Genomic DNA, 25,095 nt, shown 5'->3' on the forward strand with positions numbered 1-25,095 from the left:
AACCGACATATGAGCGACGCGAAAGTGACAGCCGAAACCGGGGATGCCCCCAAGAAGAAGAAGGGCAAGCTGGGCAAGATCATCGTCATGGTCGTCGGCGTCCTCGTCCTGCTGGGCGGCGGCGTGGGAGCCGGTCTCTATGCGGCCAGTTCGGGCCTGATCGGCGGCCATGGCGGGTCGTCGGAAAAGGACAAGGCCGCCAAGGAGGAAGCCGAGGCCGATGCCAGCCATCCCGGCCCCAAGCTGGTGCCCAAGTCCGAGCAGAAGCGTGCCGGTTCCGGTGGTGAAGGCGGCGAGGGCGGCGAAGGGGGCCATGGCGGTGGCGAGGGCGGCGAAGGCGGCGGGCACGAGAATGTCGGCATGAAGACGCCGATCGGCGACGGCGGCGAGCGCTATGCCTCCAACTATTACCAGCTTCCCAAGGACTTCACGTCCAACATGCGCGACTCGGTGCATATCATCCAGGTCGGCCTGGCGGTGTCGACGCCCTATGACGACACGGTCATCAACAATCTGAAGACCAACGACCTGGCGGTCCGCTCGGCGATCCTGATGACGCTGGGCGACGCCAATGAGGACATGGTGTTCTCCAGCGAGGGCAAGCGCCAGCTTCAGCGCAAGCTGGTCGACTCGATCAACGAGATTCTTCGTCAAAAGGAAGGATTCGGGGGGGTCGCTAACGTCTACTTTACCAATTTCGTTGTTCAGTGAGGCATGGTTAACGCCGCCCCTCAGGTTGAACGACGCGAGCGCGATCGGGAACAGCCCGGCACCGCCGATCATGGCGTGCTGGGTTCGGCCAAGCTCAATCCGTTCGGCGATCTGCACACGATGCAGCATCTGTCCGCGCGTCTGGCGCGGAGCCTGCGGGGCCTGTTCGAATCCCTCATTCGCGAAGAGCTGCGCTGCTGGGCCGAGCCGCTGGTCGTCCAGCGTTTCGCCGATTACCGGGCGGAACGCGGTGACGGACTGAGCGCCTGGTTGCCGATGGCGATGACCTCGACTGCGGCGTCCTCCCCACCCGATGCGCAGGCCCTGATCGTCATCGACGGCAGCTTCAGCCTGTCGTTGATCGACCTGTTCTTCGGCGGCACGGGCAGCGTGCCCGATCCGCTGCCCGCGGAATTCTCGCCCGCGGCCGATGCGATGATCACCCGGCTGGGCGGCATGATCGCCACGCCGCTGCGCAACGCCTGGGAATCGCTCGCCCGGCTGGACTTCCATCCCGGCCGCCCCGAATCCTCGCCCGCCATGCTGCAAGGCATCGAGGCGGACGATGCGATGATCGTCACGCGCTTCGGCATCGCCGGACAGGTTCGCCGCCCGACGATGATCGATATCCTCTATCCGGTCAGCGCGATGAAGCCGCACGGCTCCGCCCTGACGGGCAAGGTGGTCGACCGGCAGGCCGAGGCCGATCCCACCTGGCGCGGCGACCTGACCCGCGCGGTGATGACCGTCCGCTTCCCGGTCCGCTCGGTGCTCGCCGAACCCGTCGTCTCGCTCCAGCGCCTGATGGAGCTGAAGACCGGTGACGTTATCCCGATCAGTTTCGGCCCGGAAGTGCCGGTGATGGTCGGCGGCGATCTGCTCGGCATGGGTACGGTCGGCACCGCCAATGGCCGCGCCGCCGTCCAGCTTACCTCGCTCAACCGGTCCCTCGACGGACTGGCTCCCGCCTATGAAGGACCTGCAGAATGAACGATATGACCGGCGGATTTTCGGTCGATACCTCGGTGGCGGCCAATTTCCGGCTGCTCCAGGACGTCGACGTCAAGCTGACCGTCGAGATCGGTTCGACGCAATTGTCCCTGCGCGAGCTGCTGGCGCTGTCCGAATCGAGCGTGATCGAACTGGACCGCCAGGCCAATGAGCTGCTCGACGTGCTGGTCAACGGCACGCTGATCGGCCGGGGCGAGGTGGTGACGGTCGGCGACCGCTTCGGCGTGCGCATGACCGAGCTGGTCAACCCCGACAAGCGCGGCTGATCCCCGCCATGCTCTGGTCCTACATCCTGAAGCTGGTCATCCTGTTGCCGCTGATCTGCGGCCTGATGATCGGCTGCCTCTATCTCTGGCGCCGTCTGGAAAGCCGGATGCCGGGGCGGCCCGCGACGCGGCTGATCCATGTCCGCGAGACGATGATGATCTCGCCCGGCCTGCGCCTGGCGGTCATCGAGTTCGAGGGGCGCAACCTGCTTGTCTCGGTCGGGCGCGGCGGCGTGCAGCTTGTCGACAAGGTGGAGGGCGGCGGAACCGCGTCGCTCACGCCAGGACCGGTGCCGCCCGCCGCGCCGCGCCGCGCCACCGATTTCGTCTCGCGCTTCGCGCCGAAGAAGTTCGATCAATGACCATCTCCGTGACCCGCCGGGGGACCGGCCCCGCGCTGATCCGGCCACGTGCCGGCACCGCCCCGACACGCAGCCTGCAACCGCTTTGGATCGTCCTGGCGCTGCTGCTGGCGCTGGTGATCGCGATGCCCGCCTTTGCCCAGGTCGCCCCGGCGGCGCCCGCGGCCGCCCCCGCACCGGGTGTCGGCGACGCGGTGGACCGGGCGATCGGCCAGCTTGGCGGCGGTGGCAATGGCGGCTCGGGCTCGCTGAGCCTGTCGCTCCAGGTCCTGATCATCATGGGCCTGCTGACGATCCTGCCGGGCATCATCCTGATGATGACCAGCTTCACCCGAATCGTCATCGTGCTCGCCATCCTGCGCCAGGCGCTGGGCCTGCAACAGACGCCGCCCAACCAGGTGCTGATCGGCTTGTCGGTCTTCCTCTCGCTGTTCATCATGGCCCCGACGATCAGCCAGATGAACAGCCAGGCGATCCAGCCCTATGCCGAGGGCCGCCTGCCCGGTACCGAGATGATCAAGGCCGCTGGCGCGCCGCTCCACGCCTTCATGGCCAAGCAGACCCGGATCAAGGACGTGACGATGTTCGCCGAAATGGCGAAGTCCGGCCCCTATGCCAGCCCCAACGACATTCCCTATTCGGTGCTGCTGCCCGCCTTCGTGACGTCGGAGCTGAAGACCGCGTTCCAGATCGGCTTCCTGATCTTCCTGCCCTTCATCGTCATCGATCTAGTGGTCGCCACCGTGCTGATGGCGCTGGGCATGATGATGCTGTCGCCCTCGATCATCTCGCTGCCCTTCAAGCTGCTGCTGTTCGTGCTGGTCGATGGCTGGGCGCTGACCATGGGCAGCCTGGCGAACAGTTTCGCGACGTAAGCGGTGCCAAGGCGCGACAGGCCTTCGTTAACCAATATCGACCATGATCGCGTCAGCCCGAAGTGACGCCGACGGCCACGAAAAACCGCCTCACAGGACGAAGACCGCATCATGGACGCCGATTATTTCCTGACGCTGGCCAACCAGACCATGTGGGTGCTGGCGCTCGCCGCCGCCCCCATCCTGCTGCCCGTGCTGGTTTCGGGCCTGGTAATCGGCATGGTGCAGGCCGCGACCTCGATCAACGAACAGACCCTGTCCTTCGTCCCCAAGCTGATCGTCGTCGCCGTCTCGATCCTGATCTTCGGCAGCCTGATCATGGGGCTGCTCAGCGACTTCACCGTCAGCATGTTCGAGCGCATCCCGGATCTCGTCAAGTAGGATGCTCGGCTTCGGCCTCTCGATCGAGCCGCAGGCCTGGGCGATCCTGTTCATCATGATCCGGGTCGGGGCGGCGTTCATCACCGCGCCGGTGTTCGGCGCGGTGTCGATCCCCCTGCCCGTGCGCGTCAGCCTGGCCGGAGCCATCGCCTTCCTGGTCAACATGGCGCATCCGGTCGTGCCGCCGCCCGTCATCTTCGCGCTGCCCACCATCATGTCGGTCGCGGCCGAGGCGATCGTCGGCCTGGCGCTGGGCCTGATCCTGCAGGTCGCCTTCACCGCGCCGCTGGTCGCCAGCGAGTTGATCGGCGGGTCGATGGGGATCAACTTCGCCGCGACCGTCGATCCGCTCAACGGCCGCTCGACCCAGGCGCTGGGCCAGTTCTTCACCGTCATGCTGACCCTGTTGTTCCTGTCGGTCGACGGGCACCTCGTCCTCGTCGATACGATCGTGAAGAGCTATGAGGCGCTGCCCCCCGGCCATGCCTGGATGGTCCCGGCGCAGTTCCGCGCGATCGCGCTGTTCGGCAGCTATGCCTTCCTGGCCGGACTGTTGCTGGCGCTGCCGGTCGGCTTCCTGCTGCTGTGCCTCAACCTCGTCATGGGGATGATGAGCCGCGCCGCACCCTCGCTCAACCTCTTCTCGGTCGGCCTGCCCGCCGCGCTGTTCATCGGCGTCATCGCCATCGCCATCGCCTTCCCCGCCATGGGTGACTATATGCTGGTCATCATCCGCGAGGGCCTGTCCGCCACCCAGACCTTGGTGCTCGGCTGATGTCGGAGGGTGGCGAGAAAACAGAAGCCCCAACCCAGAAGCGCCGCCAAAAGGCGCGCGACGACGGGCAGATCCTGCGCAGCCGCGACCTGGCCGCCGCACTTGTGATGATGGCGGGCATTGCCTGGCTGATCTTCGCGGGGCCGACCCTGCTGGGCGCGTGCAAGGCGGTGATGGCCGCCAGTTTCCAGTTCGGCCGTGCCGATGTCGAGGATTTCGAGCCGTTCCGGCCGCTCGCCGAAGCGGGCTGGAAGCTCGCTCCCTCGCTCGCCTCGCTGTTCGCGGTCACCATCGTCGCGACCATCGCGTCGCAGGCGGGGCTGGGCGCGCTCCATTTCAACCCCAAGGCGCTGACGCCCAAGCCCTCCAAGCTCAATCCCGCCTCGGGCCTGAAGCGCATCTTCGGCGCACAGGGCTGGACCGAACTCGGCAAGTCGCTCCTGAAGGTCGTGCTGCTCGGCGCGATCGGCGCGTATATGCTGTGGAAATCGGCGCACACCACACTGGGCCTGGCGCAATCGGATCTCAACAGCGCGATCGGTTCGCTGGGCGGCACCTTCATCACCATCCTGCTGGTGATGGGCTTCGGCCTGATCCTGATCGCGGGCTTCGACGTGCCGCTCCAGATCTTCCAGCTTTTCTCCAAGCTCAAGATGACCAAGCAGGAGGTCAAGGACGAGCATAAGGAAAGCGAGGGCAATCCCGAGGCAAAGGCGCATATCCGGGGCAAGCAGCGCGAGATGTCGCGCCGGGCGGTGCGCGCGGCGGTGCAGGAAGCGCATGTCATCCTGACCAACCCGACCCATTTCGCGGTCGCGCTGCGCTATGAGCGCGGCCAGGACGAGGTGCCGGTGGTCGTCGCCAGGGGCCGCGGCGCGACCGCGCTTGCCATCCGCGAGATGGCGGCCGAACTGGCGACGCCGGTGCTGGAATATCCCCAGCTCGCCCGCGCGGTCTATTATACCAGCCGCGAGGGCCAGGAAGTCCGCGCCGACCTGTACCAGGCGATCGCCGTCGTCCTCGCCTTCGTCTTCGGCCTCAATGCGGGGGCGGGCGGCACGTCGCAGCCGCCGGTCGAGGTCCCGGTCGGCGCCCGCTTCGACGAAAACGGCATACCGCAATGACGATCCGTTCGTCGCATCCCGCTAAAAAAGGCACGCTTATGGCCGTTAACGTCGGAGAACGCGTGCAGGAGCTCCGTCGATGACGACCATATCTTCTACCTCGTCGTCCTCCACGGCGACCAGCACGTCCACCACCCAGTCGACGACCGACGCGACCAAGTCCGCCGCCCAGGCGCTGTTCACCTCGCTCCAGACGGGCTCGGGCATCGACCTGTCTGCGCTGGTCCCCTCGCTGGTCCAGGCGCAGTTCGCCGCGCGCACCGCCGCGTTGAAGGCGAAGGCCGACACGCTGACCACCCAGATCTCGGCGGCGTCGACGGTCATGAGCTCGATCACCGACTTCGCCAGCTCGCTCGCGACGCTCGCCAAGGGCGGCACGCTCGCGACCCAGGCGACCAGCAGCAACGCGGCCGTGCTGAGCGTGACGACGCAACCCGGTGCGAAGCTGTCGGGGCTGTCCAAATCGATCACGGTCAATGCGCTGGCGACCGCGCAGACCAGCGTGACCAGCTCCAGCTATGATCCGAGCGAGTCGATGGGCACCGGCACCCTGTCGATCAAGGTCGGCTCGAACGATGCGGTCAACGTGACCTTCGACGACGGTACCAGCCCGACGATCGATCAGATCGCGTCCAAGATCAACGCCGCCAATACCGGCGTCACCGCCTCGGTCATCACCAATGCGGACGGCAAGGCGTTCCTGTCCTTCACGGGCAAGACCGGCTCGGCGAACAGCTTCACCATCACTGCCACGGAAGGGCAGACCGCCGGCCTGTCGAAATTCAACGTGGGCAGCGGGTCGAGCACGCAGACGACCTCGACCGCGGGCAACGCCAAATTGACCGTCGATGGCGTGTCGATCGAGCGGACGAGCAACACCGTCAACGATCTGGTCGCGGGCGTGAACATCACGCTGAACGCGGTATCGACCAACGCGGTCGCCCTCACCGGAACGCGGCCGACCGAAGCCCTGACCTCGATCGTGTCGAGCTTCGTCTCGACCTTCAACGACAATATCACCGCGCTGAACAAGGAACTCGATCCGGTGACCGGCGACCTGCGCTCCGATGTGGCGACGCGCACTTTGGCCCAGTCGCTGGGTCGGCTGACCACCATGAAGATCGTGCCCGGCGACGGCAGCGCGCCCGGCCCCCAGACGCTGGCCGATCTGGGCGTCGGCACCAACAAGGACGGCACGCTGAAGGTCGATGCGACCCGCCTCTCCCAGGTGATGTCGCAATATCCCGATGCCGTCGAGAAGATGTTCCAGTCGAGCGGCGACAATCTGATCGGCCTGTCGGCCCAGCTGAACTCGATCCAGATGGCCGCGACCAGCTCCATCTATGGCCTGGGCGCGACGTCGCAGCGGCTGACCAAGGCGCAGAGCGACAACAGCCTGGCCCAGAGCGATCTGACCGACGACCAGAACGCGACCCAGGATCGCATGACGGCGCAGTTCTCCGCGATGAACGCCCGTGTTTCGAGCTACAAGTCGATACAGAGTTTCATGGACCAGCAGGTCAAGATGTGGACGAAGAGCAGCTGACATGGCCTATGCAACCGGACTGCTCGCCGATCCCGCCGCCACCTATCGCCAGATCGACGTCGTCGGCCGCACCGCGATGGCGGACGGCCCCGCGCTCGTCCAGCTCCTGTACGAGGAACTCATCTCCGCGCTCCGCTCGGCGGCCTGGGCGACCGAACATGGCCAGCTCGCCCGCAAGAGCGAGCGGGTGACACGCGCCACCGCCATCCTGTTCGCCCTGGAGGCGGGCCTCGATTTCGACAATGGCGGCGAGATGTCGATCACCTTCGCCAAGCTCTATGCGGGCGCGCGGCGGCAGATCGTCGACGGCTCGCTCGACCAGGATCCGCAGGTCTTCCGCGACGTCGCGACCAACATCGCCGATATCGCCGAAGCCTGGGAAACCGTGCGCCGGATGAACAGCGCGAAGGCCGTGTCGTAAGGGGCGGCCGCCCCCTCCCCACCCCAGCTATCCGTTCAGCGCGAACGGGCGGGGCAGGTCACCGCCGGAACCAGTGCCTCTGGACGAAATAGATGACGATCCCCGCCGCGATCAGCGCGCAGGCCCCCAGGATCGCGTCGAAGGACCAGGGCTCCTCGGCATAGGGCAGGTTCTTGACGTTCATCCCGTACAGGCCGGTGATGAAGGTCAGCGGCAGGAACACCATCGCGACGATCGAGATGACCAGCGCGCGATTGTCGATCTGTTCGGCGCGCATGTCGGTCAGCGTCTCGTGGATCAGCGCCGACCGTTCGCGGATCGATTCCAGCTCCTCGGCCATGCGCGCGGCGCGGTCGGCGGCGGCGGACAGGTGCAGCCGGTCGTCATCGGCCAGCCAGTCGCCGGGCAGGGCCGCCAGCTTCTCCAGCGCCGCACGCTGCGGATTGAGGAAGCGGCGATAGGCGATGGCGGCGACGCGCACCCGGCTGACCGTCCGGCGAAGCTGGAAGACGCGGTGTTCGTCCAGTTGCTCCTCGCAATCGTCCAGATCGTCGCCCAGCCCCGCGACATCGGGGTCGAGATCGCTGGTGATCGCGGTGGCGAAGGCGGAGATCAGGTCGCCGGGGTCCTGCACCTCGCCACGCTCGACGCATTGCCGGACCGCGTCCACCGCGATCAGCGGACGGCGGGTGACCGAATAGACGCGGCCCTTCACCGCCCAGATGCGGACCGAGGCGAGCAGGTCCGAACTGTCGAGCGGCTCGCTGCTCCGCCCCCGCAGATTGAGGAATGCCCCCTCGCCCATCGCCTCGCAACGGGGCCGCGTCTCGGTCGCGGTCAGCGCATCGACGACATAGTGCGACAGATGCGCGTCGTCGCGCAGCCAGCCTTGCGCGACGGCATCGTTGGTCTCCAGATGAACCCAGACCAGCCGTGCCTTGTCGGACACCGCCTGTCGCACATCGATGGCCTGGGCCGCGCCGTTCTCGATCCGATAGGCGAACCCGGTCACGCGCGCGCCGCCATCGACAGATCGACCACCTGTCCCTCCACCGCATCGCCGGGCGCGGCATCGCTTTCGATCCGCACCGCATCGGCGCGCGCGCGGTCGAGGATCGCGGGCGGCACATCGGCACGGTGATAGACCCGGTCGGCGGCGGCCAGCGCGCGCGCCTGGCGCAGGGTCAGGTCGTCGGGATCGGGGGAGGTCAGCACGAACGCCTCCACCCTCGCCGCCGGTCGATCCGCGCCCGCCAGCCAGTCGGACACATCGCCCTCCGCCCGCAGCGGGTCGAGCGGGCCGCCGGGCGACAGCGCCGCCCCGATCACGCGCCGCCGCTCCGCCGCGTCCGGGAAGCGCGCCCGCAATCCCGCGCGCGCGGCGTAGAGCCCCTCCGCCAAAGCCCCCAGCCCGGCGGGCAACAACGCCTCCAGCCGCTGGCGCAACGCCGCCGCCAGCCCGGCGGACACGCCGCCGGTGCCGATCGCGACGATCACCGGCCCCCGTTCGACGATCGCGGGCAGGGTGAAGTCGCATGCCGCCGGGCGGTCGACCGCATTGACCAGCACACCGCGCGCCTTCAGCCGGGCGATCGCAGCCTGCGCCTCGTCCTCATCCTCGATCGCGACGATGGCGAGTGCGGCCTGCGCCTCTTCGCCGACGACCCGCGCGCCCGCCCGGTCGAGCAGGCGCCGCTTCGCCTCGGCGGGCTCGCCATCGCCCAGCAGGATCACCGGACGCCCGCCCAGCCGGACGAACAGCGGCAGGCTGGCGAGGCTCACCCCATCCTCCCCGAGACAGGCCGGGGGAGCAAAGGGCCACGCCCCGCCGACGTCACTTCTTCAGCCACTCCGGCACGCGCTCGGCGGCGATGATCGTCTCGGCGGCGATGCGGTCGGCGACGACGGCATAGCGATCGCCCTCGACCATCACCTCGGGCACGAGCGGGCGGCTGTTATAGGTCGAGGCCATGGTCGCACCATAGGCCCCCGCCGTGCGGAACACGGCCAGGTCGCCCGCCTTCACCGCGTCGATCTGGCGGTTCATCGCGAAGGTGTCGCCCGTCTCGCACACCGGCCCCGCGATATTGGCCATCATCGTCTCGCCGGTCGGCTTGACCGCGACGAAATCATGATAGGCGTCGTAGAGCGCAGGGCGCGCCAGATCGTTCATCGCCGCATCTACGATCACATAAGGGTTGGCGACACCGGGCTTGACCCAGACGACCTCGGTCGCGAGCACGCCGGCATTGCCCGCGATGACCCGGCCGGGCTCGAACATCAGCTCGACGTCCCAGTCCTTGGTCACGGCGGCCACCATCGCACCATAGGCGGCGGGGGCGGGCATCACGTCGTCGGGCTTGTAGGGCACGCCGAGACCACCACCCAGATCGACACGGGTGATGCGGTGGCCCGCGCCGCGCAGCTCGGCGACCAGCTCGCCGATGCGCCGATACGCCGCCTCGAGCGGCGCGAGATCGCCCAACTGGCTGCCGATGTGACAGGCGACGCCCTTCAGGTCGATGCCCGGCAGGCCCGCCAGACGGTCGAACATGCCCAGCGCCTGGTCGATCGGCACGCCGAACTTGTTCTCCTTGCGGCCCGTCGAGATCTTGGCATGGGTGCCCGCATCCACGTCCGGGTTCACCCGCAGCGTGGCGGGAGCGACGAGGCCGCGTGCATGGGCCAGTTCGGCAAGGACCGCGCCTTCTTCCTCCAGCTCCAGGTTGAACTGGCCGATCCCGGCCTCCAGCGCGGCGATCAGCTCGGCGCGGGTCTTGCCGACGCCGGAGAAGACGATATCCTCGGCCTTCATCCCCGCCGCCAGTGCGCGGCGCATCTCGCCGACCGAAACCACGTCCGCGCCATAGCCCTCATCGGCCAGAACGCGCAGCACGGCGAGGTTGGGATTCGCCTTGATCGCATAGGCCAGATGGACGCGCGGCAGGGCGCTGAGCCCGTCGCGGAACACCTGCGCATGGCGGCGGAAGGTGGAGGCGGAATAGATATAGACCGGGGTGCCGACCTCTTCGGCGATCCGGGCGACGGGCACATCCTCCACATGGAGTTCGCCGTTCGAGAAATGAAAATGATCCATCAGCGGGGGGGCAAATCGAAATCGTCCGAACGGCGTTCCTCGGACTGGCGAAGCAGTTCGTCGGAGCGTTGCGGGCGTTGTTGAGGGGTGGCCGTCAGCAATTGCTGCGGCGTCGGCGTGGCGGTCGCGCCGCGCGGGGCGACGGGCAGGCTGTCGCCCTTGGCGGGTTGCAGCTTGTTGGCCGCACCACAACCGGCAAGGCCCAGTGCGACCAGCAGGACCAGCGCCCGCCTCACGGGCGAAGGCCCCGTGCGGTGGCGATGGCGGCGCGGACATTGGCGGGCGCGGTGCCGCCGAAGCTGACCCGGCTGGCGACCGAGGCATCGACCGACAGCACGTCATAGATGCCGTCGTTGATCCGCGCGTCGATCGCGGTCAGCGCGTCGATCGACAGTTCGTGGAGCATCACGCCCTTCTCCTCGGCCAGCTTCACGGCGCGCCCCGTGATGTGATGCGCCTCGCGGAAGGGAATGCCGCCGACGCGAACCAGCCAGTCGGCCAGATCGGTCGCGGTCGAGAAGCCCGCCTCCGCCACCTGCCGCATCCGCGGGGTGCGGAAGGTCGCGCTTTCGACCATGCCGGTCATCGCCGCGATCGACAGCGCCAGCAGGTCATGCGCCTCGAACACCGGCGGCTTGTCGTCCTGCATGTCCTTGGAATAGGCGAGCGGCAGGCCCTTCATCGTGACCATCAGGCTGGTCATGCAGCCCATGATCCGTCCGGCATGGCCGCGTACCAGTTCGGCCGCGTCGGGGTTGCGCTTCTGCGGCATGATCGAGCTGCCCGTCGACCATTGGTCGCTGAGCGCGACGAAGCCGAAGGGCTGCGACGCCCAGAGCACGAACTCCTCGGCCAGCCGCGACAGGTGCAGCGAGCAGTTGGTCGCCGCCTGCAGATAGTCGATCGCGAAATCCCGGTCACTGACCGCATCCAGCGAGTTGCGCGTCGGCCCGTCAAAGCCCAGCGCCGCCGCCGTCGCGTGCCGGTCGACCGGAAAGCCCGTCCCGGCCAGCGCCGCCGAGCCCAGCGGACACTGGTTCATCCGCGCGCGCGCATCGGCAAAGCGGCTGGCGTCGCGCACGACCATCTCGTGATAGGCCATCAGGTGATGGCCCAGCGTCACCGGCTGCGCGGACTGAAGGTGCGTGAAGCCCGGCATCACGCTGTCGGCATGTTCCTCGGCGCGGGTCAGCAGCGCCTCGCGCAGGGCACCCAGCGCCACAAGCGTCTCGTCGATCGCATCGCGGACCCACAGGCGGAAGTCGGTCGCCACCTGGTCGTTGCGCGACCGGGCGGTGTGCAGACGCCCCGCGACCGGACCGATCAGCGCGGCCAGCTTCGCCTCGGTCTGCATATGGATGTCTTCGAGGGTCAGGTCCTCGGCCACGCCGTTCGCGGCATAATCCTCGGCCACCTGGTCCAGCCCGGCGGAAATCGTCGCCGCGTCCTCGGCCGAGACGATGCCCTGTTTGCCCAGCATCGCGACATGCGCCTTGGATCCGGCGATGTCCTGTTTCCACAGTCGCTTGTCGAAGGGGATGGACGCGTTTATCTCGCGCATCACCGCGGCGGGACCTTCTGCGAAGCGCCCGCCCCACATTGCGTTGGAGCCGCCCATGTCGTCGCGTACCGTGATCGCCTGTCTCCTGGGGCTGATGGTCGCCGGGTGCGATAAGCAAAGCCCCGCCCCGGAGCAAGCCGCCAACACCTCCGACACGCAAGTTTCAAGCGGTGAAGTGACGGGTGGAGAGGTGACGGGGGGCGAGGTCCCCGCCGCTTCCGCGCCCGAAGCGCCCAGGCCCGTGAGCGCGGTCGACCGCAGCCATAAGGGCGAGGCGGCCCCCACCTTGGCCTTCACCAGCCTGGACGGCAAGGCCACGAGCCTGGCCGATTTCCGGGGCAAGCCAGTGCTGATGAACCTCTGGGCTACCTGGTGCGGCCCCTGCGTGGCGGAAATGCCGACGCTGGCCGCCACCGCCAAGCGCCTGTCGGGCAAGGTCGCGGTGATTGCGGTGGCGCAGGACAGCGCCGCCAAGGTGAAGCCGTTCCTTGCTGGCAAGTCGCTGGACGCGCTGCCCATCTATCTCGACCCCAACCTGGGGCTGAGCGTCCATTACAAGGCCAATCTGCCGACCACGATCCTGTACGGCGCGGACGGCAAGGAAATCTGGCGCGTCACCGGCGGCTTCGACTGGGCGGACGCGGAGGCCGGGAAAATCCTCGCCGAGGCGCGCTGAACCGGAACACCCGCCTCCCCCAGCGACCTTTATCGGTCCTGGCGGGCCGTCCCCTGTCCCATGCAAAAAGTCCCGCTCGGCGCGAACCGGGCGGGACAGGCTGGGGTAAAACCATTCCAACAGGGTCGGGGGCGGCACGCCGGCCACCCCCTTCTCCGCATCAGAATTCCGCCGTCAGGCCGATGAACACGGTGCGTCCCACCGCATCATACACGCCCGGATAGGTGTTGCCGTTGCCGAACGAGGCCAGCAGGCCGGACTGGATCAGCGGCGGATCCTTATCGAGCAGGTTGTTGACGCCGGCGCGGAAGACGATGCCCTTCTGCACCTTCACCGTGCCCGCCAGATCGAAATAGCTGTAGGCCTTGATCCGGGCGTTGATGATCGACGGGTCGCTGGCAAAGTCGGCGATCGTCGAATTGTTGGTCAGATTCGTGCCGCCGGTATAGCGCCAGTTGAGCGAGATCGTGCCGACCGAGGCTGCGTCCGACCAGGTGAAGCGGGCCTGGTGCTTCCATTTCGGTTGAGGCTGCCCACAGGTCGGGCCGAAGAAGCCGACACAGTCATAGGAGCCCAGACCCGGCAGTGGCTCGGTGACCAGCTTGCGCAGGCGGGTGCCGAGGAAGTCGATGTTCACGCGACCGAACGCCCCCAGCGGCTGGGTATAGCTGCCGGTGATATCGAGGCCCGAAGTGCGCAGCGAACCCGTATTCTGCGTCGTCGAGACGATATAGCCCTGATCGCCGAAGATGATGCCGCTGCGCGGATCACGCTGGAACAGGCTGCAGAAGAACGGATTGCCGGTGGCGATGCACTGGCTGATCGTCTGGCTGACCGGGATCGAGCCGATATAGCCCTTCACCTTGATGTCGAAATAATCGACCGACAGGGTCAGGCGCTTGATGAAGCTCGGGGTCAGCACGACGCCCGCCGTATAGGTATCGGCCTCTTCGGGCTTCAGCAGCGGATTGCCGCCGCCGCGACCGGTGCACTGGTCGGACGGGCACGGTGCGATGCGGCCATATTGCGCCGCCGTCACGCCGCTACGCTGGCACTGGGCGAGCGAAGCGGTGGGCGACACGCCCGGATCATTGGCGCAAGGGTCCTTCGCGTTGACGTTGCCGTTCGACTGCGGGCTGAACAGTTCCGACACGTTGGGCGCGCGGATCGCGCGGTTGTAGCTGCCGCGGAAGCGAATGTCGCTGCTCGGCGCCCAGGACAGCTCGGCCTTGTAGGTCGAGACGATCTTGGACAGGTTGCTATAGTCCGAACCGCGATAGCCCGCGTTCACCGACAGATCCTTGAAGAACGGCCGGTTTTCGATCAGCGGCACCTCCAGCTCGGCGAACAGTTCGTTCACGCTGAACCGGCCCGAAGTCTGGGTCGTGCCCTTCTGCACCGCCAGCGCGTCGGCCTTGAACTCCAGGCTTTCATAGCGGTGCTCGAAACCCAGCACGAAGCCGACGCCCGAGTCGGCGAAGGGCGACTTGACGCCATAGGTGCCCAGATCGGCGCTGATATTGCCGCTCAGCACCGTTTCCTTGTCGACGCCGCGCGTGGAGGTCGGCGCGTAGATATAGTTGAACGCCGCGTCGGAGATGCCGTTGTAGCGGAAGATGTCGAGCGGCACGCACTGCATATCGCTGCGATCGACGACCGACTTACAGGTCGGAACGCCGTTGACGTTCACCACCTGGATCGCGCGATTCGCGCGGCTGGGGTCGATGTCGTTCTCATAGGTCTCGTTGTAGAGCACGGTCGAGAACAGCGCGTTGGCGTCGTAACGGATGCCATCGGCGATCTGGCCGCGGATGCCGCCCGAGAAACGGTAATCGGTGTGGCGCAGGTCGTCACGACGCGGGCGCGCATTGCCCGCGACCGGACGATAACCGATATACAGATCCTGCGTCGCCGAGGTGCCATAGGCACTGCCGCACAGGATGTTGCCCTGCTGTGCGCTCAGGAACGGATTGTCGCAGTTGACCGTGTAGGTATAGCCCTGGAACAACGCTGACGGAGCGATCTGCGAGTTGGTGTGATCGTCCATGAACATGACGCTGCCATAGGCTTCGATGGCCGGCGTCACTTCATATTTGGCAAAGGCCCCCGCCGTGTAACGGGTGTCGTTGCGCTGGAAGTAATTCAGCGGCGCATAATTGTAACGGAAGCTGGAATCATACGGGACCCAGGTTCGCGCGCCATCCTTGGTGTTGTTGAACCGGCCGAGATCGGCGCTGGGGCCGGTCTGGGGATCGAACAGGCCATAGGGATTGTTGCTCGACCCGCCGCAGGCCAGGTCGGTGTTGCCCTTGGCCGTGAAGCCCGCCGGATCGGCGGCGCAGGCCGACACGTCGCGATTGGCCTGCAGAACCGGCTTGGTGTCGCGATAGCCGAAATAGGCGGTCACATTGCCGCGGCCATCGGGGAAGTTGGTACCGAACGCCACGTTGACGTCCAGCTTCTGCCCGTCGAGCACATTGCGGTTGGCCAGACGATAATTGGCGTTCGTCTGGATACGGCGCGCATAGTCATTGTCGTTGGTGTGCTGCGCAAAGCCGTATTGGACGTCGGTGCGGATGCCTTCCAGATCGTCGCGCAGGATGAAGTTGATGACGCCCGAGATCGCGTCCGAACCGTACACGGCGGAGGCGCCGCCGGTCACCACATCGGCCCGCTTGATGAGGGCCGTAGGCACGAAGTTGAGGTCATTGGCCTGAACAGGCAGCATGCGCTGGCCGTTGATCAGGATCAGATTCCGGTTGCTGCCCAGGTTGCGCAGGTTGACGCGCGCGGTGCCGTCCGACCCGTTCGACGCATTCTCGTTCGAATCCGGCGTCACCTGGGGCAGGCGGTTCAGCACATTCTCGATCTGGACCGCGCCCTGATAGCGGATTTCGGCCGCATCGACGACCGCCAGCGGGCTGTTGCTCGCCAGATTGGGCCGCTGGAGACGCGTGCCGGTGATGACGACATCACCCTCCGCAGACGCATCAGACACCTTGGCCGCATCCGGCGCGGTGGATTGGGCCGCATCCTGTGCGAAAGCCGGCGAAACTGAAAGCAAAGCGACGGCAATCGCGCCAGCCGAAACGGCCAAGCGCTTGTAATTTCCATTCATGAAGAAGCCCCCTTCTCGTATTATTGCATCTATTTGGACCTAAGAAGGTTATAAGTCAAATATATTATACCATAGTCGTTGCGGAGCATCTGATGGTGCTCAGGCAACCGATCGTCGCATGTTGCGTTGCACCATCCGATCGGGTCGTTCACCCGGATCAGGAAGCCCGATCCCCGGCCCCACCGAAGGAGATGCGCGAGCCGATGACGCACGCCAACCGACGCGAACTGGTCGCAGCCCTGGCCGTGCTGGGCGTGACGCCTGCGCTCGCGGCGCACGCGCAGCAGCATGCGCAGAAGACGGGGCCCACCGGCGCGCCCAAGGGCTTTTCATGGGACGCACTTCAGGCGCAGGCCGAAGCGCTGGCCCGTCGGCCCTATCGGCCCCAAGCGAAGGTCGCGGCGGCGGCGGCGATCGATTATGATGCGGTGGGGACGATCCGCTATCGCGACGACCGGACGCTGGCCGGGGGCATCCGCCTGTTTCCGCTGGGCCGCTATGCGCCCAATCCGGTCGGTATCCATATCGTCGAGAACGGACAGGCGCGCAGCATCCCCTTCTCGCCCTCGCTATTCTCTGCCGAGGCGGGACACGCCCCCGCGCTCGGCATTGCCGGTTTCCGCGCGATGACGGCGGACGGACGCAGCGACTGGCTGGCCTTTCAGGGGGCCTCCTATTTCCGCACGGCGGGCGGACAGGATCAATATGGCCTTTCGGCGCGGGGTATCGCGATCGACACCGGCATCGACGGGCGCGAGGAATTTCCCGCCTTTACCGAGTTCTGGATCGAGCGGACGGGGGCGCAGGGCTATACCGTCCATGCCCTGCTCGACGGACCGAGTGTCGCCGGCGCCTATAGAATCGAATCGCAAAAAGGCGCGAACGGGGTCGAACAGCGGGTATCGGCCGTCCTGTTCTTCCGCCGCGACGTCGAACGGCTGGGCATTGCACCCGCGACCAGCATGTTCTGGTATGGCGAGGGCAATCGGACGGCGGGCAGCGACTGGCGGCCCGAGATCCACGATTCGGACGGTCTCGCACTGCTGACCGGCGCGGGCGAGCGGATCTGGCGGCCGCTGGTCAATCCGCCACGCCCGACGCTCGACAGTTTCGCCGACAGCAATCCGCGCGGCTTCGGCCTGCTCCAGCGCGACCGGGATTTCGACCATTATCAGGATGATGGCGCCTTTTACGACCGTCGCGCCAATCTGTGGGTACAGCCGCAGGGGGATTGGGGCCAGGGACAGGTCATGCTGTATGCCTTTCCGACCGCTTCGGAGACGGTCGACAATATCGTCGCCTTCTGGAACCCGGCCGACGCCCCCCGGGCGGGACAGCGGCGGCAGTTCGATTATCGGCTGAGCTGGGGTTCGACCGATCCGACCGTGGTGCCCGCCATCGCCCACGCGGTCGACGGATGGACCGGCGCCGCCGGGCGGCCGGGTGCCGAGCCGATACCGGGCGCACGCAAGCTGGTGGTCGATTTCGTCGGCCCCGCGCTGGCCGGGCTAGACCGGCAGAGCGGCGTCACCGCCGACATCTCCGTCACGCGCGGCAAGCTGCTGGCCCAGGCCGCCTATCCGGTGGTCGGCCAGACCGACCGCTGGCGCGTCACCGCCGACATCGCGCCGGAGGGGCCGCCGGGTGGCGGGGCCCCCGCCGATGTCCGCCTGTTCCTGAAGCGCGCGGACAAGACGCTGACCGAGACGGTGCTGGCCCCCGTGTTCCTGCCATGACCGCGCCGCCGGGCCCGATGCCGCCGCCCGCCCCGCTGGTCATGCCGGTGCAGCGGTTCGACGGTCCGCCGCCGCCGCACACCGCGCCGGAGCCGCGCGCCGGGGTCAATCTCGCGCCCGACGACATCCTCACGCGGCGCTTGCTGCTGGTGCTGCTGACCGGATTGCTGGCGACCGCGGCATCGGCCTCGGTCAAGGAGGCGTTGCTCAGCGACGGGTTCAACCTGCTCGACGGGTTGCTGCTGCTCCTGTTCTTCCCGCTGTTCGCCTGGATCTCGTTCGGCTTCGTGACGGCGGCGATCGGCTTCGTGCTGCTGATCTCGCGCGCGCATCCCGGGATCGTGGCGGCCCCGCGCGACGGGGCGCCACTGACCGCGCGGACGGCGGTCCTGGTGCCGGTCCACAATGAGGATGTCGACGCCGTCTTCGACCGGATCGCCCGGATGGCGACGATGATCGGCCGGGCGGGTGCGGCCGGGTACTTCACCTTTTTCGTCCTGTCCGATTCCGGCGCAGCGGCCGAGGCGGAGGAGCGCGCGGCCTGGGAACGCCTGGCCCCCCGGCTTGACGTACCACTCTATTACCGCCGCCGAACGGAGAATGTCGGACGCAAGCCGGGCAATATCGCCGACTGGGTGCGCCATCAGGGCGCGGCCTATGACTTCATGCTGATGCTCGACGCGGACAGCCTGATGGGCGGCGACACGATCATCGGCATGGCGCAGGTCATGGCGCAGCGCCCCTCGATCGCGCTGCTGCAGACCGTACCGATGATCATCGGCGCGACGACCTTCTTCCAACGCTGGATGCAGTTCGCCAGCCGATTCTACGGACCGATCTCGACCGCGGGATTGGTCTGGTGGTCGGGATCGGAGTCGACCTTCTGGGGGCACAATGCGTTGATCCGCATCAGCGCCTTTGCCGAAAGCTGCGGCCTGCCCGAGCTGCCCGGACGCCCTCCGTTCGGCGGCACGATCATGAGCCATGACATGGTCGAGGCCGCGCTGCTGCGGCGGCGCGGCTGGCGGCTGCACATGCTGATGGTCGAGGACAGCTTCGAGGAGTTCCCGCCCACCCTGATCGACCAGGCGGTTCGCGACCGGCGCTGGGCACAGGGCAATATCCAGCATCTGAGACTGCTGGGCGCGAGCGGTTTCCACTGGATCAGCCGGTTACAGTTGCTGATCGGCGCCTCCGCCTATCTGATGTCGCCCGCCTGGCTGATCCTGATCGCTACCTCGATCGCGCAGAGCCTGTCCGACGATGCCGCGACGGTGCGCGCGGTGACCTCGACCCAGGTACTGGTCGTCACGCTGATCCTGCTGTTCGGGCCGAAGCTGCTCAGCATCATCTGGGTGGTGGCGGATGCCGGGCGTCGGGCAAGCTATGGCGGCGCGCGGGGAATATTGGCGTCGGTGGCGCTTGACGTGCCGCTGTCGATCCTGACCGCGCCGGTGATCGCGCTGACCCAGACGATCGATCTCATCAACATCGTGCGCGGCAAGCCGTCGGGCTGGAGCCCGCAGAGCCGGGTGCGCGACGGGCTGGCGGCGGCGGATGTGATGCCGCGCTATCGCTGGCATCTGGGCGTCGGCGTGGTGCTGCTGGCGGTGTCGTTCCTGAACCCGATGCTCGGCGCGTGGCTGTCGCCAGTGACATTGGGGCTGCTGCTCGCGCCATTGCTGGCGATGGAGACGGCCAAGGTGCAACCGGGGGAACGGCTGGCGCGCAAGGGCGTGTTCGCGGTGCCGGGGTCGGCGGTGGCGGAACCGGCGCGACCCTTGGCAATGGCGTGAGGGCCATGTGACCGGCCCTCAATCATCCTCATCCTCGAATCCCACCAGCGCCAGGGCCCGCGCCTTCATCTGCCGCGTCTCGCACCAATGGACCAACGCCTCCTCGCGCCCATGCGTCACCCACACCTCGCGCGGGGCGATTTCGGTGAGGGTCCGGGTCAGTTCGTCCCAATCGGCATGATCGGACAGGATCAGCGGCAGTTCGACATTCTTCTGCCGCGCGCGCTGGCGCACCCGCATCCAGCCGCTGGCCATGGCGGTGATGGGCTCCGGCAGCCGCCGCGACCAGCGATCGTTGAGCGCGCCGGGCGGACATAGCACGACATGCCCCGCCATCTCGGCCTTGGGCGTGTCCGCGACCATGCGCAGCTCGCCCAGATCGACGCCGAGTTCCTGATAGAGCGCGCATAACCGCGCCAGCGCGCCGTGCAGATAGATGGGCGCCTCATGCCCCCGCGCGCGCAATTCGGCGATCACCCGCTGCGCCTTGCCCAGCGCATAGGCCCCGACCAGCACGCAGCGCGTCGGATTGGCGTGGAGCCGCGCGATCAGCTTGTCGATCTCGTCCCCCGTTTCCGGGTGGCGAAAGACCGGCAGCGCGAAGGTCGCCTCGGTGACGAACACGTCGCATGGCACCGGCTCGAACGGTGCGCAGGTCGGGTCGGCGCGGCGCTTGTAATCGCCCGACACCACCACCCGCTCGCCCCGATGGTCGAGCACGATCTGCGCCGATCCCAGCACATGGCCCGCCGGGACGAAGCGGACGTCCACCTCGCCCAGCCGGATCGTCTCGCCATAGCCGACGCCCACGCCGTTCTGCGGGCCATAGCGCGCCGCCATGATCGCCAGCGTCTCCGGCGTCGCCCAGACCGTGCCATGCCCGCCGCGCGCATGGTCGGCATGGCCATGCGTCACCAGCGCGCGCGCCTCCGGCTCGGAGGGATCGACCCACATATCGGCGGGGGCCACGTAAATCCCGTGTTTATGGGGCTGTATCCAGTCGCCGAGCTTGACCATGATACCTATATCCTTCGGGATGCCGCCCGGTTCCCTTCCGCCCGCCCTGACCGACTGGTTCGCCGCCAAGGGCTGGCACCCGCGCACCCATCAGTTGGCGATGCTGGAGCAGGCGCGCGCCGGGCGCCACGCGCTGCTGGTCGCGACGACGGGCGCGGGCAAGACGCTGGCGGGGTTCCTGCCGACGCTGGCCGAACTGATCGAGCATCCGACCGAGGGGCTGCACACCCTCTATGTCTCGCCGCTGAAAGCGTTGGCGGTCGATATCTGCCGCAACCTCGTGACCCCGATCGAGGAAATGGGCCTCGACATAAGGGTGGAGACGCGGACCGGCGACACCTCGTCGGACAAGAAGGCGCGGCAGCGGGTCAAGCCACCGCACATTCTGCTGACCACGCCCGAATCGCTGTCGCTGCTGCTCAGCTATCCCGATGCCACGACCATGTTCGCGGGGTTGAAGACGATCGTGGTCGATGAAGTCCACGCCTTCGCCACCGGCAAGCGCGGCGATCTGCTGTCCTTGTGCATGGCGCGGTTGCAGCACCTGTCCCCCGAACTCCGCCGCGTCGCGCTGTCGGCGACGGTGGCGGACCCGGACGGCTATCGCGCCTGGCTGGCCCCGGACGGCGATATCGATGCCGTGGGATTAGTCATGGGCGAGCCCGGTGCACCGCCCGATATTTCCATCCTGTTGCCCGAGGACCGCGTCCCCTGGGCGGGCCATTCGGGCCGCTACGCCGCCGCGCAGGTGATGCGGGTGATTGAGGCGAACCGGACCACCATTGTTTTCTGCAACACGCGCAGCCTCGCCGAACTCATCTTCCAGGATCTGTGGAAGGCGAACGACAAGAGCCTGCCGATCGGCGTCCATCACGGCTCGCTCTCGCTGGAGGCGCGCCAGAAAGTGGAAGGCGCGATGGCAGACGGGCAGCTCCGCGCGCTGGTCGCCACCGCCAGCCTCGACCTCGGCGTCGATTGGGGCGATGTCGATTGCGTGATCCAGATGGGCGCGCCCAAGGGCTCGTCACGCCTGCTCCAGCGGATCGGCCGCGCCAATCACCGGCTGGACGAATCGAGCCGCGCGATCCTGGTTCCCGGCAACCGCTTCGAATATCTGGAGGCGCGCGCGGCGCTCGACGCGGTGGAGGCGGGCGAGCTCGACCCCGACCTCTTCCGCCCCGGCGCGCTCGACGTGCTGGCGCAGCATGTCATGGCGTGTGCCTGTGCCGCGCCGTTCGAACAAGGCGCGCTGCTCGACGAAATCCGCTCGGCCATGCCCTATTCGGCGCTGGACGACGAAACGTTCGACCGGGTGCTGCGCTTCATCGCGGACGGCGGCTATGCGCTCAGAGCCTATGACAAGTTCAAGCGGCTGGTGCAGCAGCCGGACGGCCTGTGGCGCGTCACCCATCCGCAGTTCGTCGCCCAGCACCGCCTGAACGCCGGGATCATCGTGGAAGCGACGATGCTGAAGGTCCGTTTCCGCAACGGCCGCCAGTTGGGCCGCGTCGAGGAAGGTTTCGCCGCCACCCTCGCCCCCGGCGACACCTTCTTCTTTGCCGGTTTGAGCCTGGAGGTGGAGTCGATCGACGGCGAGGACCTGATCGTCCGCGCCACCTCCCGGCCTGCGCGCATCCCGACCTATGGCGGCGCGCGGATGCCGCTGTCGACCAGCCTCGCCGACCGGGTGCGCGCATTTCTCGCCGACCGGCGCGAATGGGATCGCTTTCCGGCGGACGTGCATGACTGGCTGGAGATGCAGGACCGCCGCTCGGTCCTGCCCCGCCCCGGCCAGTTGCTGGTCGAGACCTTCCCGCGCGAAGGGCGGCATTACATGGTCGCCTACAGCTTCGAGGGGTGGAATGCCCACCAGTCGCTGGGGATGCTGATCACCCGGCGGATGGAAGCGCAGGGGCTGAAGCCGCTGGGCTTCGTCGCCAGCGACTATGCGCTGGCCTGCTATGGGCTGGAGAAGGTGACCGATCCGGCCAGCCTCTTCTCGCCCGACATCCTCGAAAACGAGTTCGTCGACTGGGTGCAGCAATCGCATCTGCTCAAGCGCGCCTTTCGCGAAGTGGCGGTGATCGGCGGGCTGGTCGAGCGCCAGCATCCCGGCAAGCGCAAGACCGGACGGCAGGTGACGTTTTCGACAGACCTGATCTACGACGTGCTGCGCAAATATGAGCCGGGCCATCTGCTGCTCCAGGCGGCCTGGGACGATGCGCGGGCGCGGATGACCGATGTGGGACGGCTGGCCAATCTGCTCGACCGGGCGGGGGGCACGATGTTGCATGTCGATCTGGAGCGGGTGAGCCCGCTCGCCGTGCCGGTGCTGGTGCTGATCGGGCGCGAGCGCGTGGCGACGGGAAGCGCGGACGACGATCTGTTGATCGAAGCGGAGTCTTTGGCGGCGGAGGCTATGGGGGAGTGATCCCCGCAACGCCCCCAACAAACGCACCCGATCACCCTGATCGCATCAAAAATGTTGCAATGCGTACCCCTACCCCGCAAATCTGATTTCGTGCTCCGCCAGTATGAACTCGTCGACCGCGTGCTCGACTATGACCCCCAGGCCGACGAGGCGCTGCTGAACCGTGCCTATGTCTTCTCGATGAAGGCCCATGGCAGCCAGAAGCGTGCCTCGGGCGACCCGTATTTCAGCCATCCGATCGAGGTCGCCGGCATCCTGACCGACCTGCATCTGGATGACGAGACGATCGCGACCGCCATCCTGCACGACACGATCGAGGATACCGTCGCCACCTATGACGAGATCGAACGGCTGTTCGGTCCCAATGTCGCGCGGCTGGTCGATGGCGTGACCAAGCTGTCCAAGATCGAGGCGCAAACCGAAAGCGAGCGTGCCGCCGAGAATCTGCGCAAGTTCCTGCTCGCCATGTCGGACGATATCCGCGTCCTCCTGGTGAAGCTGGCCGATCGCTTGCACAATATGCGCACGCTCCATCACATCGCCAAGCCGGAGAAACGCCGCCGCATCGCGAAGGAGACGATGGACATCTATGCCCCGCTCGCCGAGCGGATCGGCATGTACGAGTTCATGAAGGAGATGCAGATGCTCTCCTTCCAGCAGCTCGAACCCGAGGCGTATGAGTCGATCACGCTGCGGCTCGCGCAGATGAAGGAAGGCGGCGGCGACCGCATTTCCAAGATCGCCTCGGGCCTGAAGCTGCTGATGTCGCGCGGCGGGGTGGATGCGGATGTGACGGGGCGCGAGAAATCGGCCTTCTCGATCTTCCGCAAGATGAACGAGCGGCATATCAGCTTCGAGCAACTGTCCGACGTCATGGCGTTCCGCGCGATCGTACCGACCGAGGAGGATTGCTACCGCGCGCTGGGTCTTATCCATCGCCGCTGGCCGATGGTGCCGGGGCGGTTCAAGGACTATATCTCCACCCCCAAGCGCAACGGATACCGATCGCTGCACACCAGCGTCATCCATGCCGACAATGCGCGTATCGAAATCCAGATCCGCACGCCCGAAATGCATGCCGAGGCCGATTTCGGCCTGGCGGCGCACTGGACCTACAAGCAGGCGACCCGCCACGATGCGCAGGTGAGCTGGATCCGCGACCTGGTCGAGATTCTCGACACCTCGGGCAGCCCCGAAGAGCTGATCGAGCATACGAAGATGGCGATGTACCAGGATCGCATCTTCGCCTTCACCCCCAAGGGCGAACTGATCCAGTTGCCCAAGGGCGCGACGCCGATCGACTTCGCCTATGCCGTCCATACCGATCTGGGCGACCAGGCGGTGGGGGCCAAGCTCAACGGACGGGTGGTGCCGCTGTCGACCGTCATCTCCAACGGCGACCAGGTGCAGATTCTCCGCTCGGCCGGACAGACGCCGCAGGCCAATTGGCTGAACCTGGCGATCACCGGCAAGGCGCTGGCCGCGATCCGCCGCCATCTGCGCCATGCCGAACGCGCCGAGCAGGTGACGCTCGGCACCAAGCTTTATGAGGATATCGTCCGCCGTCTCCCGGCGCAGATCGGCCCGGATGCGCTGACCCATGCGCTGCAACGGCTGAAGATGCCCGACGAGGCGCATCTGATGATCGCGATCGCCCGGCGGACGGTGTCCGACGCCGCCGTGATGGAGGCGCTGATGCCCGGATCGGCGGGGGCGGATGTCGCGGCGCTTCCGCCGCAGTCGAGCGCGATTTCGATCAAGGGACTGACGCCGGGCGTCGCATATGATCTGGCGCAATGCTGCCACCCGGTGCCCGGCGACCGCATCGTCGGGCTGCGCCGTCCCGATGCGGGGATCGAGGTGCACGCCATCCAGTGCCCGGTGCTGGCCGAACTGGCCGACCGCACCGACGAGGAAACCGACTGGGTCGACGTCTCCTGGGGCGACGACAGCGAAGGCGCGACCGCGCGCATCTCGGTCATGGTCAAGAATGAACCCGGCGCGCTGGGCATCCTGGCGACGATCATCGGCCAGCATAAGGCCAACATCATCAATGTCCGGCTGGATACGCGCGACACGCGGTTCCACACCAATTTGATCGATGTCGAGGTGCATGACCTGCAACACCTGATGCGTCTGATCGCGGCCTTGCGCGCGGCGGATGTGGTGAGTTCGGTGGAGCGGGTTTAAT

General features: G+C 66.9%; 22 protein-coding genes. 15 read left to right on the top strand and 7 right to left on the bottom strand.

The genetic code is table 11. From position 1 onward, the window contains the following. Nucleotides 1-9 precede the first annotated feature (9 nt). From ABDV78_RS06820 to ABDV78_RS06865, 10 genes are all read left to right on the top strand, one after another. On the top strand, nt 10-711 hold the full coding sequence (locus ABDV78_RS06820) for a flagellar basal body-associated FliL family protein (protein ID WP_343526602.1): 702 nt from the start codon (nt 10-12) through the stop codon (nt 709-711). Between the two features lie 3 nt (nt 712-714). Next, nucleotides 715-1,701: a flagellar motor switch protein FliM gene (locus ABDV78_RS06825; RefSeq protein WP_343526603.1), complete on the top strand. Its 987-nt coding sequence runs from the start codon at nt 715-717 to the stop codon at nt 1,699-1,701. After that, on the top strand, nt 1,698-1,988 hold the full coding sequence (gene fliN, locus ABDV78_RS06830) for a flagellar motor switch protein FliN (protein ID WP_343526605.1): 291 nt from the start codon (nt 1,698-1,700) through the stop codon (nt 1,986-1,988). Before ABDV78_RS06825 ends, fliN begins: the two co-directional genes overlap by 4 nt. A gap of 8 nt (nt 1,989-1,996) precedes the next feature. Further along, on the top strand, nt 1,997-2,350 hold the full coding sequence (locus tag ABDV78_RS06835) for a flagellar biosynthetic protein FliO (protein ID WP_343526606.1): 354 nt from the start codon (nt 1,997-1,999) through the stop codon (nt 2,348-2,350). Continuing rightward, the gene (fliP, locus tag ABDV78_RS06840; protein ID WP_343526607.1) at nt 2,347-3,225 is read left to right on the top strand and encodes a flagellar type III secretion system pore protein FliP; all 879 of its coding nucleotides are present in this window, start codon (nt 2,347-2,349) and stop codon (nt 3,223-3,225) included. Before ABDV78_RS06835 ends, fliP begins: the two co-directional genes overlap by 4 nt. A gap of 111 nt (nt 3,226-3,336) precedes the next feature. Beyond that, nucleotides 3,337-3,606 carry a flagellar biosynthesis protein FliQ gene (fliQ, locus tag ABDV78_RS06845; protein WP_341505761.1) on the top strand — a complete coding sequence of 90 codons (270 nt, stop codon included), beginning with the start codon at nt 3,337-3,339 and terminating at the stop codon, nt 3,604-3,606. A gap of 1 nt (nt 3,607) precedes the next feature. Beyond that, on the top strand, nt 3,608-4,381 hold the full coding sequence (gene fliR, locus ABDV78_RS06850) for a flagellar biosynthetic protein FliR (protein ID WP_343526608.1): 774 nt from the start codon (nt 3,608-3,610) through the stop codon (nt 4,379-4,381). Then, on the top strand, nt 4,381-5,505 hold the full coding sequence (locus ABDV78_RS06855; RefSeq protein WP_343526609.1) for a flagellar type III secretion system protein FlhB: 1,125 nt from the start codon (nt 4,381-4,383) through the stop codon (nt 5,503-5,505). The genes fliR and ABDV78_RS06855 overlap by 1 nt, the downstream gene beginning before the upstream one ends. Nucleotides 5,506-5,584: 79 nt before the next feature. Further along, on the top strand, nt 5,585-7,051 hold the full coding sequence (fliD, locus tag ABDV78_RS06860; RefSeq protein ID WP_343526610.1) for a flagellar filament capping protein FliD: 1,467 nt from the start codon (nt 5,585-5,587) through the stop codon (nt 7,049-7,051). Nucleotide 7,052: 1 nt separating this feature from the next. After that, nucleotides 7,053-7,472, top strand: coding sequence for a flagellar protein FliS (locus ABDV78_RS06865; protein ID WP_343526611.1), 420 nt, complete (start codon nt 7,053-7,055; stop codon nt 7,470-7,472). Between the two features lie 58 nt (nt 7,473-7,530). On the opposite strand, the gene ABDV78_RS06870 is transcribed toward ABDV78_RS06865, so the two are convergent. From ABDV78_RS06870 to argH, 5 genes are read right to left on the bottom strand one after another with little or no spacing between them, the layout of a single operon-like run. Next, nucleotides 7,531-8,484: a zinc transporter ZntB gene (locus tag ABDV78_RS06870; RefSeq protein WP_343526612.1), complete on the bottom strand. Its 954-nt coding sequence runs from the start codon at nt 8,482-8,484 to the stop codon at nt 7,531-7,533. Then, the gene (locus tag ABDV78_RS06875; protein ID WP_343526613.1) at nt 8,481-9,254 is read right to left on the bottom strand and encodes a bifunctional precorrin-2 dehydrogenase/sirohydrochlorin ferrochelatase; all 774 of its coding nucleotides are present in this window, start codon (nt 9,252-9,254) and stop codon (nt 8,481-8,483) included. Before ABDV78_RS06875 ends, ABDV78_RS06870 begins: the two co-directional genes overlap by 4 nt. 52 nt (nt 9,255-9,306) lie before the next feature. Then, on the bottom strand, nt 9,307-10,569 hold the full coding sequence (lysA, locus tag ABDV78_RS06880; protein ID WP_343526614.1) for a diaminopimelate decarboxylase: 1,263 nt from the start codon (nt 10,567-10,569) through the stop codon (nt 9,307-9,309). Beyond that, nucleotides 10,569-10,805: a hypothetical protein gene (locus ABDV78_RS06885; RefSeq protein ID WP_343526615.1), complete on the bottom strand. Its 237-nt coding sequence runs from the start codon at nt 10,803-10,805 to the stop codon at nt 10,569-10,571. The genes lysA and ABDV78_RS06885 overlap by 1 nt, the downstream gene beginning before the upstream one ends. Next, the gene (argH, locus tag ABDV78_RS06890) at nt 10,802-12,169 is read right to left on the bottom strand and encodes an argininosuccinate lyase (protein WP_343526643.1); all 1,368 of its coding nucleotides are present in this window, start codon (nt 12,167-12,169) and stop codon (nt 10,802-10,804) included. Before argH ends, ABDV78_RS06885 begins: the two co-directional genes overlap by 4 nt. 16 nt (nt 12,170-12,185) lie before the next feature. On the opposite strand from argH, the gene ABDV78_RS06895 reads away from it, so the two are divergent. Beyond that, nucleotides 12,186-12,806, top strand: coding sequence for a redoxin family protein (locus ABDV78_RS06895; protein ID WP_343526616.1), 621 nt, complete (start codon nt 12,186-12,188; stop codon nt 12,804-12,806). A gap of 160 nt (nt 12,807-12,966) precedes the next feature. Here ABDV78_RS06895 and ABDV78_RS06900 read toward each other — a convergent pair whose 3' ends face one another. Then, nucleotides 12,967-15,804: a TonB-dependent receptor gene (locus tag ABDV78_RS06900; protein WP_343526617.1), complete on the bottom strand. Its 2,838-nt coding sequence runs from the start codon at nt 15,802-15,804 to the stop codon at nt 12,967-12,969. Between the two features lie 323 nt (nt 15,805-16,127). Here ABDV78_RS06900 and ABDV78_RS06905 point away from each other — a divergent pair, with 323 nt between their 5' ends. Beyond that, the gene (locus ABDV78_RS06905) at nt 16,128-17,660 is read left to right on the top strand and encodes a glucan biosynthesis protein (RefSeq protein WP_343526618.1); all 1,533 of its coding nucleotides are present in this window, start codon (nt 16,128-16,130) and stop codon (nt 17,658-17,660) included. A gap of 17 nt (nt 17,661-17,677) precedes the next feature. Next, nucleotides 17,678-19,456 (top strand): glucans biosynthesis glucosyltransferase MdoH, encoded by a 1,779-nt coding sequence (gene mdoH, locus ABDV78_RS06910; protein ID WP_343526619.1) that lies wholly within the window; start codon nt 17,678-17,680, stop codon nt 19,454-19,456. Between the two features lie 18 nt (nt 19,457-19,474). On the opposite strand, the gene ABDV78_RS06915 is transcribed toward mdoH, so the two are convergent. Next, nucleotides 19,475-20,473 (bottom strand): ligase-associated DNA damage response exonuclease, encoded by a 999-nt coding sequence (locus tag ABDV78_RS06915; protein WP_343526620.1) that lies wholly within the window; start codon nt 20,471-20,473, stop codon nt 19,475-19,477. A 19-nt stretch (nt 20,474-20,492) separates the two neighbouring features. Between ABDV78_RS06915 and ABDV78_RS06920 the strand changes: the two genes are divergently transcribed. After that, on the top strand, nt 20,493-22,904 hold the full coding sequence (locus ABDV78_RS06920; protein ID WP_343526621.1) for a ligase-associated DNA damage response DEXH box helicase: 2,412 nt from the start codon (nt 20,493-20,495) through the stop codon (nt 22,902-22,904). 90 nt (nt 22,905-22,994) lie between these two features. Continuing rightward, complete coding sequence (locus tag ABDV78_RS06925) at nt 22,995-25,094, top strand: bifunctional (p)ppGpp synthetase/guanosine-3',5'-bis(diphosphate) 3'-pyrophosphohydrolase (RefSeq protein WP_343526622.1); 2,100 nt, start codon at nt 22,995-22,997, stop codon at nt 25,092-25,094. Nucleotide 25,095 lies beyond the last annotated feature (1 nt).

It is taken from the genome of Sphingomonas sp. (genome assembly GCF_039594485.1).
Lineage (GTDB): Bacteria > Pseudomonadota > Alphaproteobacteria > Sphingomonadales > Sphingomonadaceae > Sphingomonas.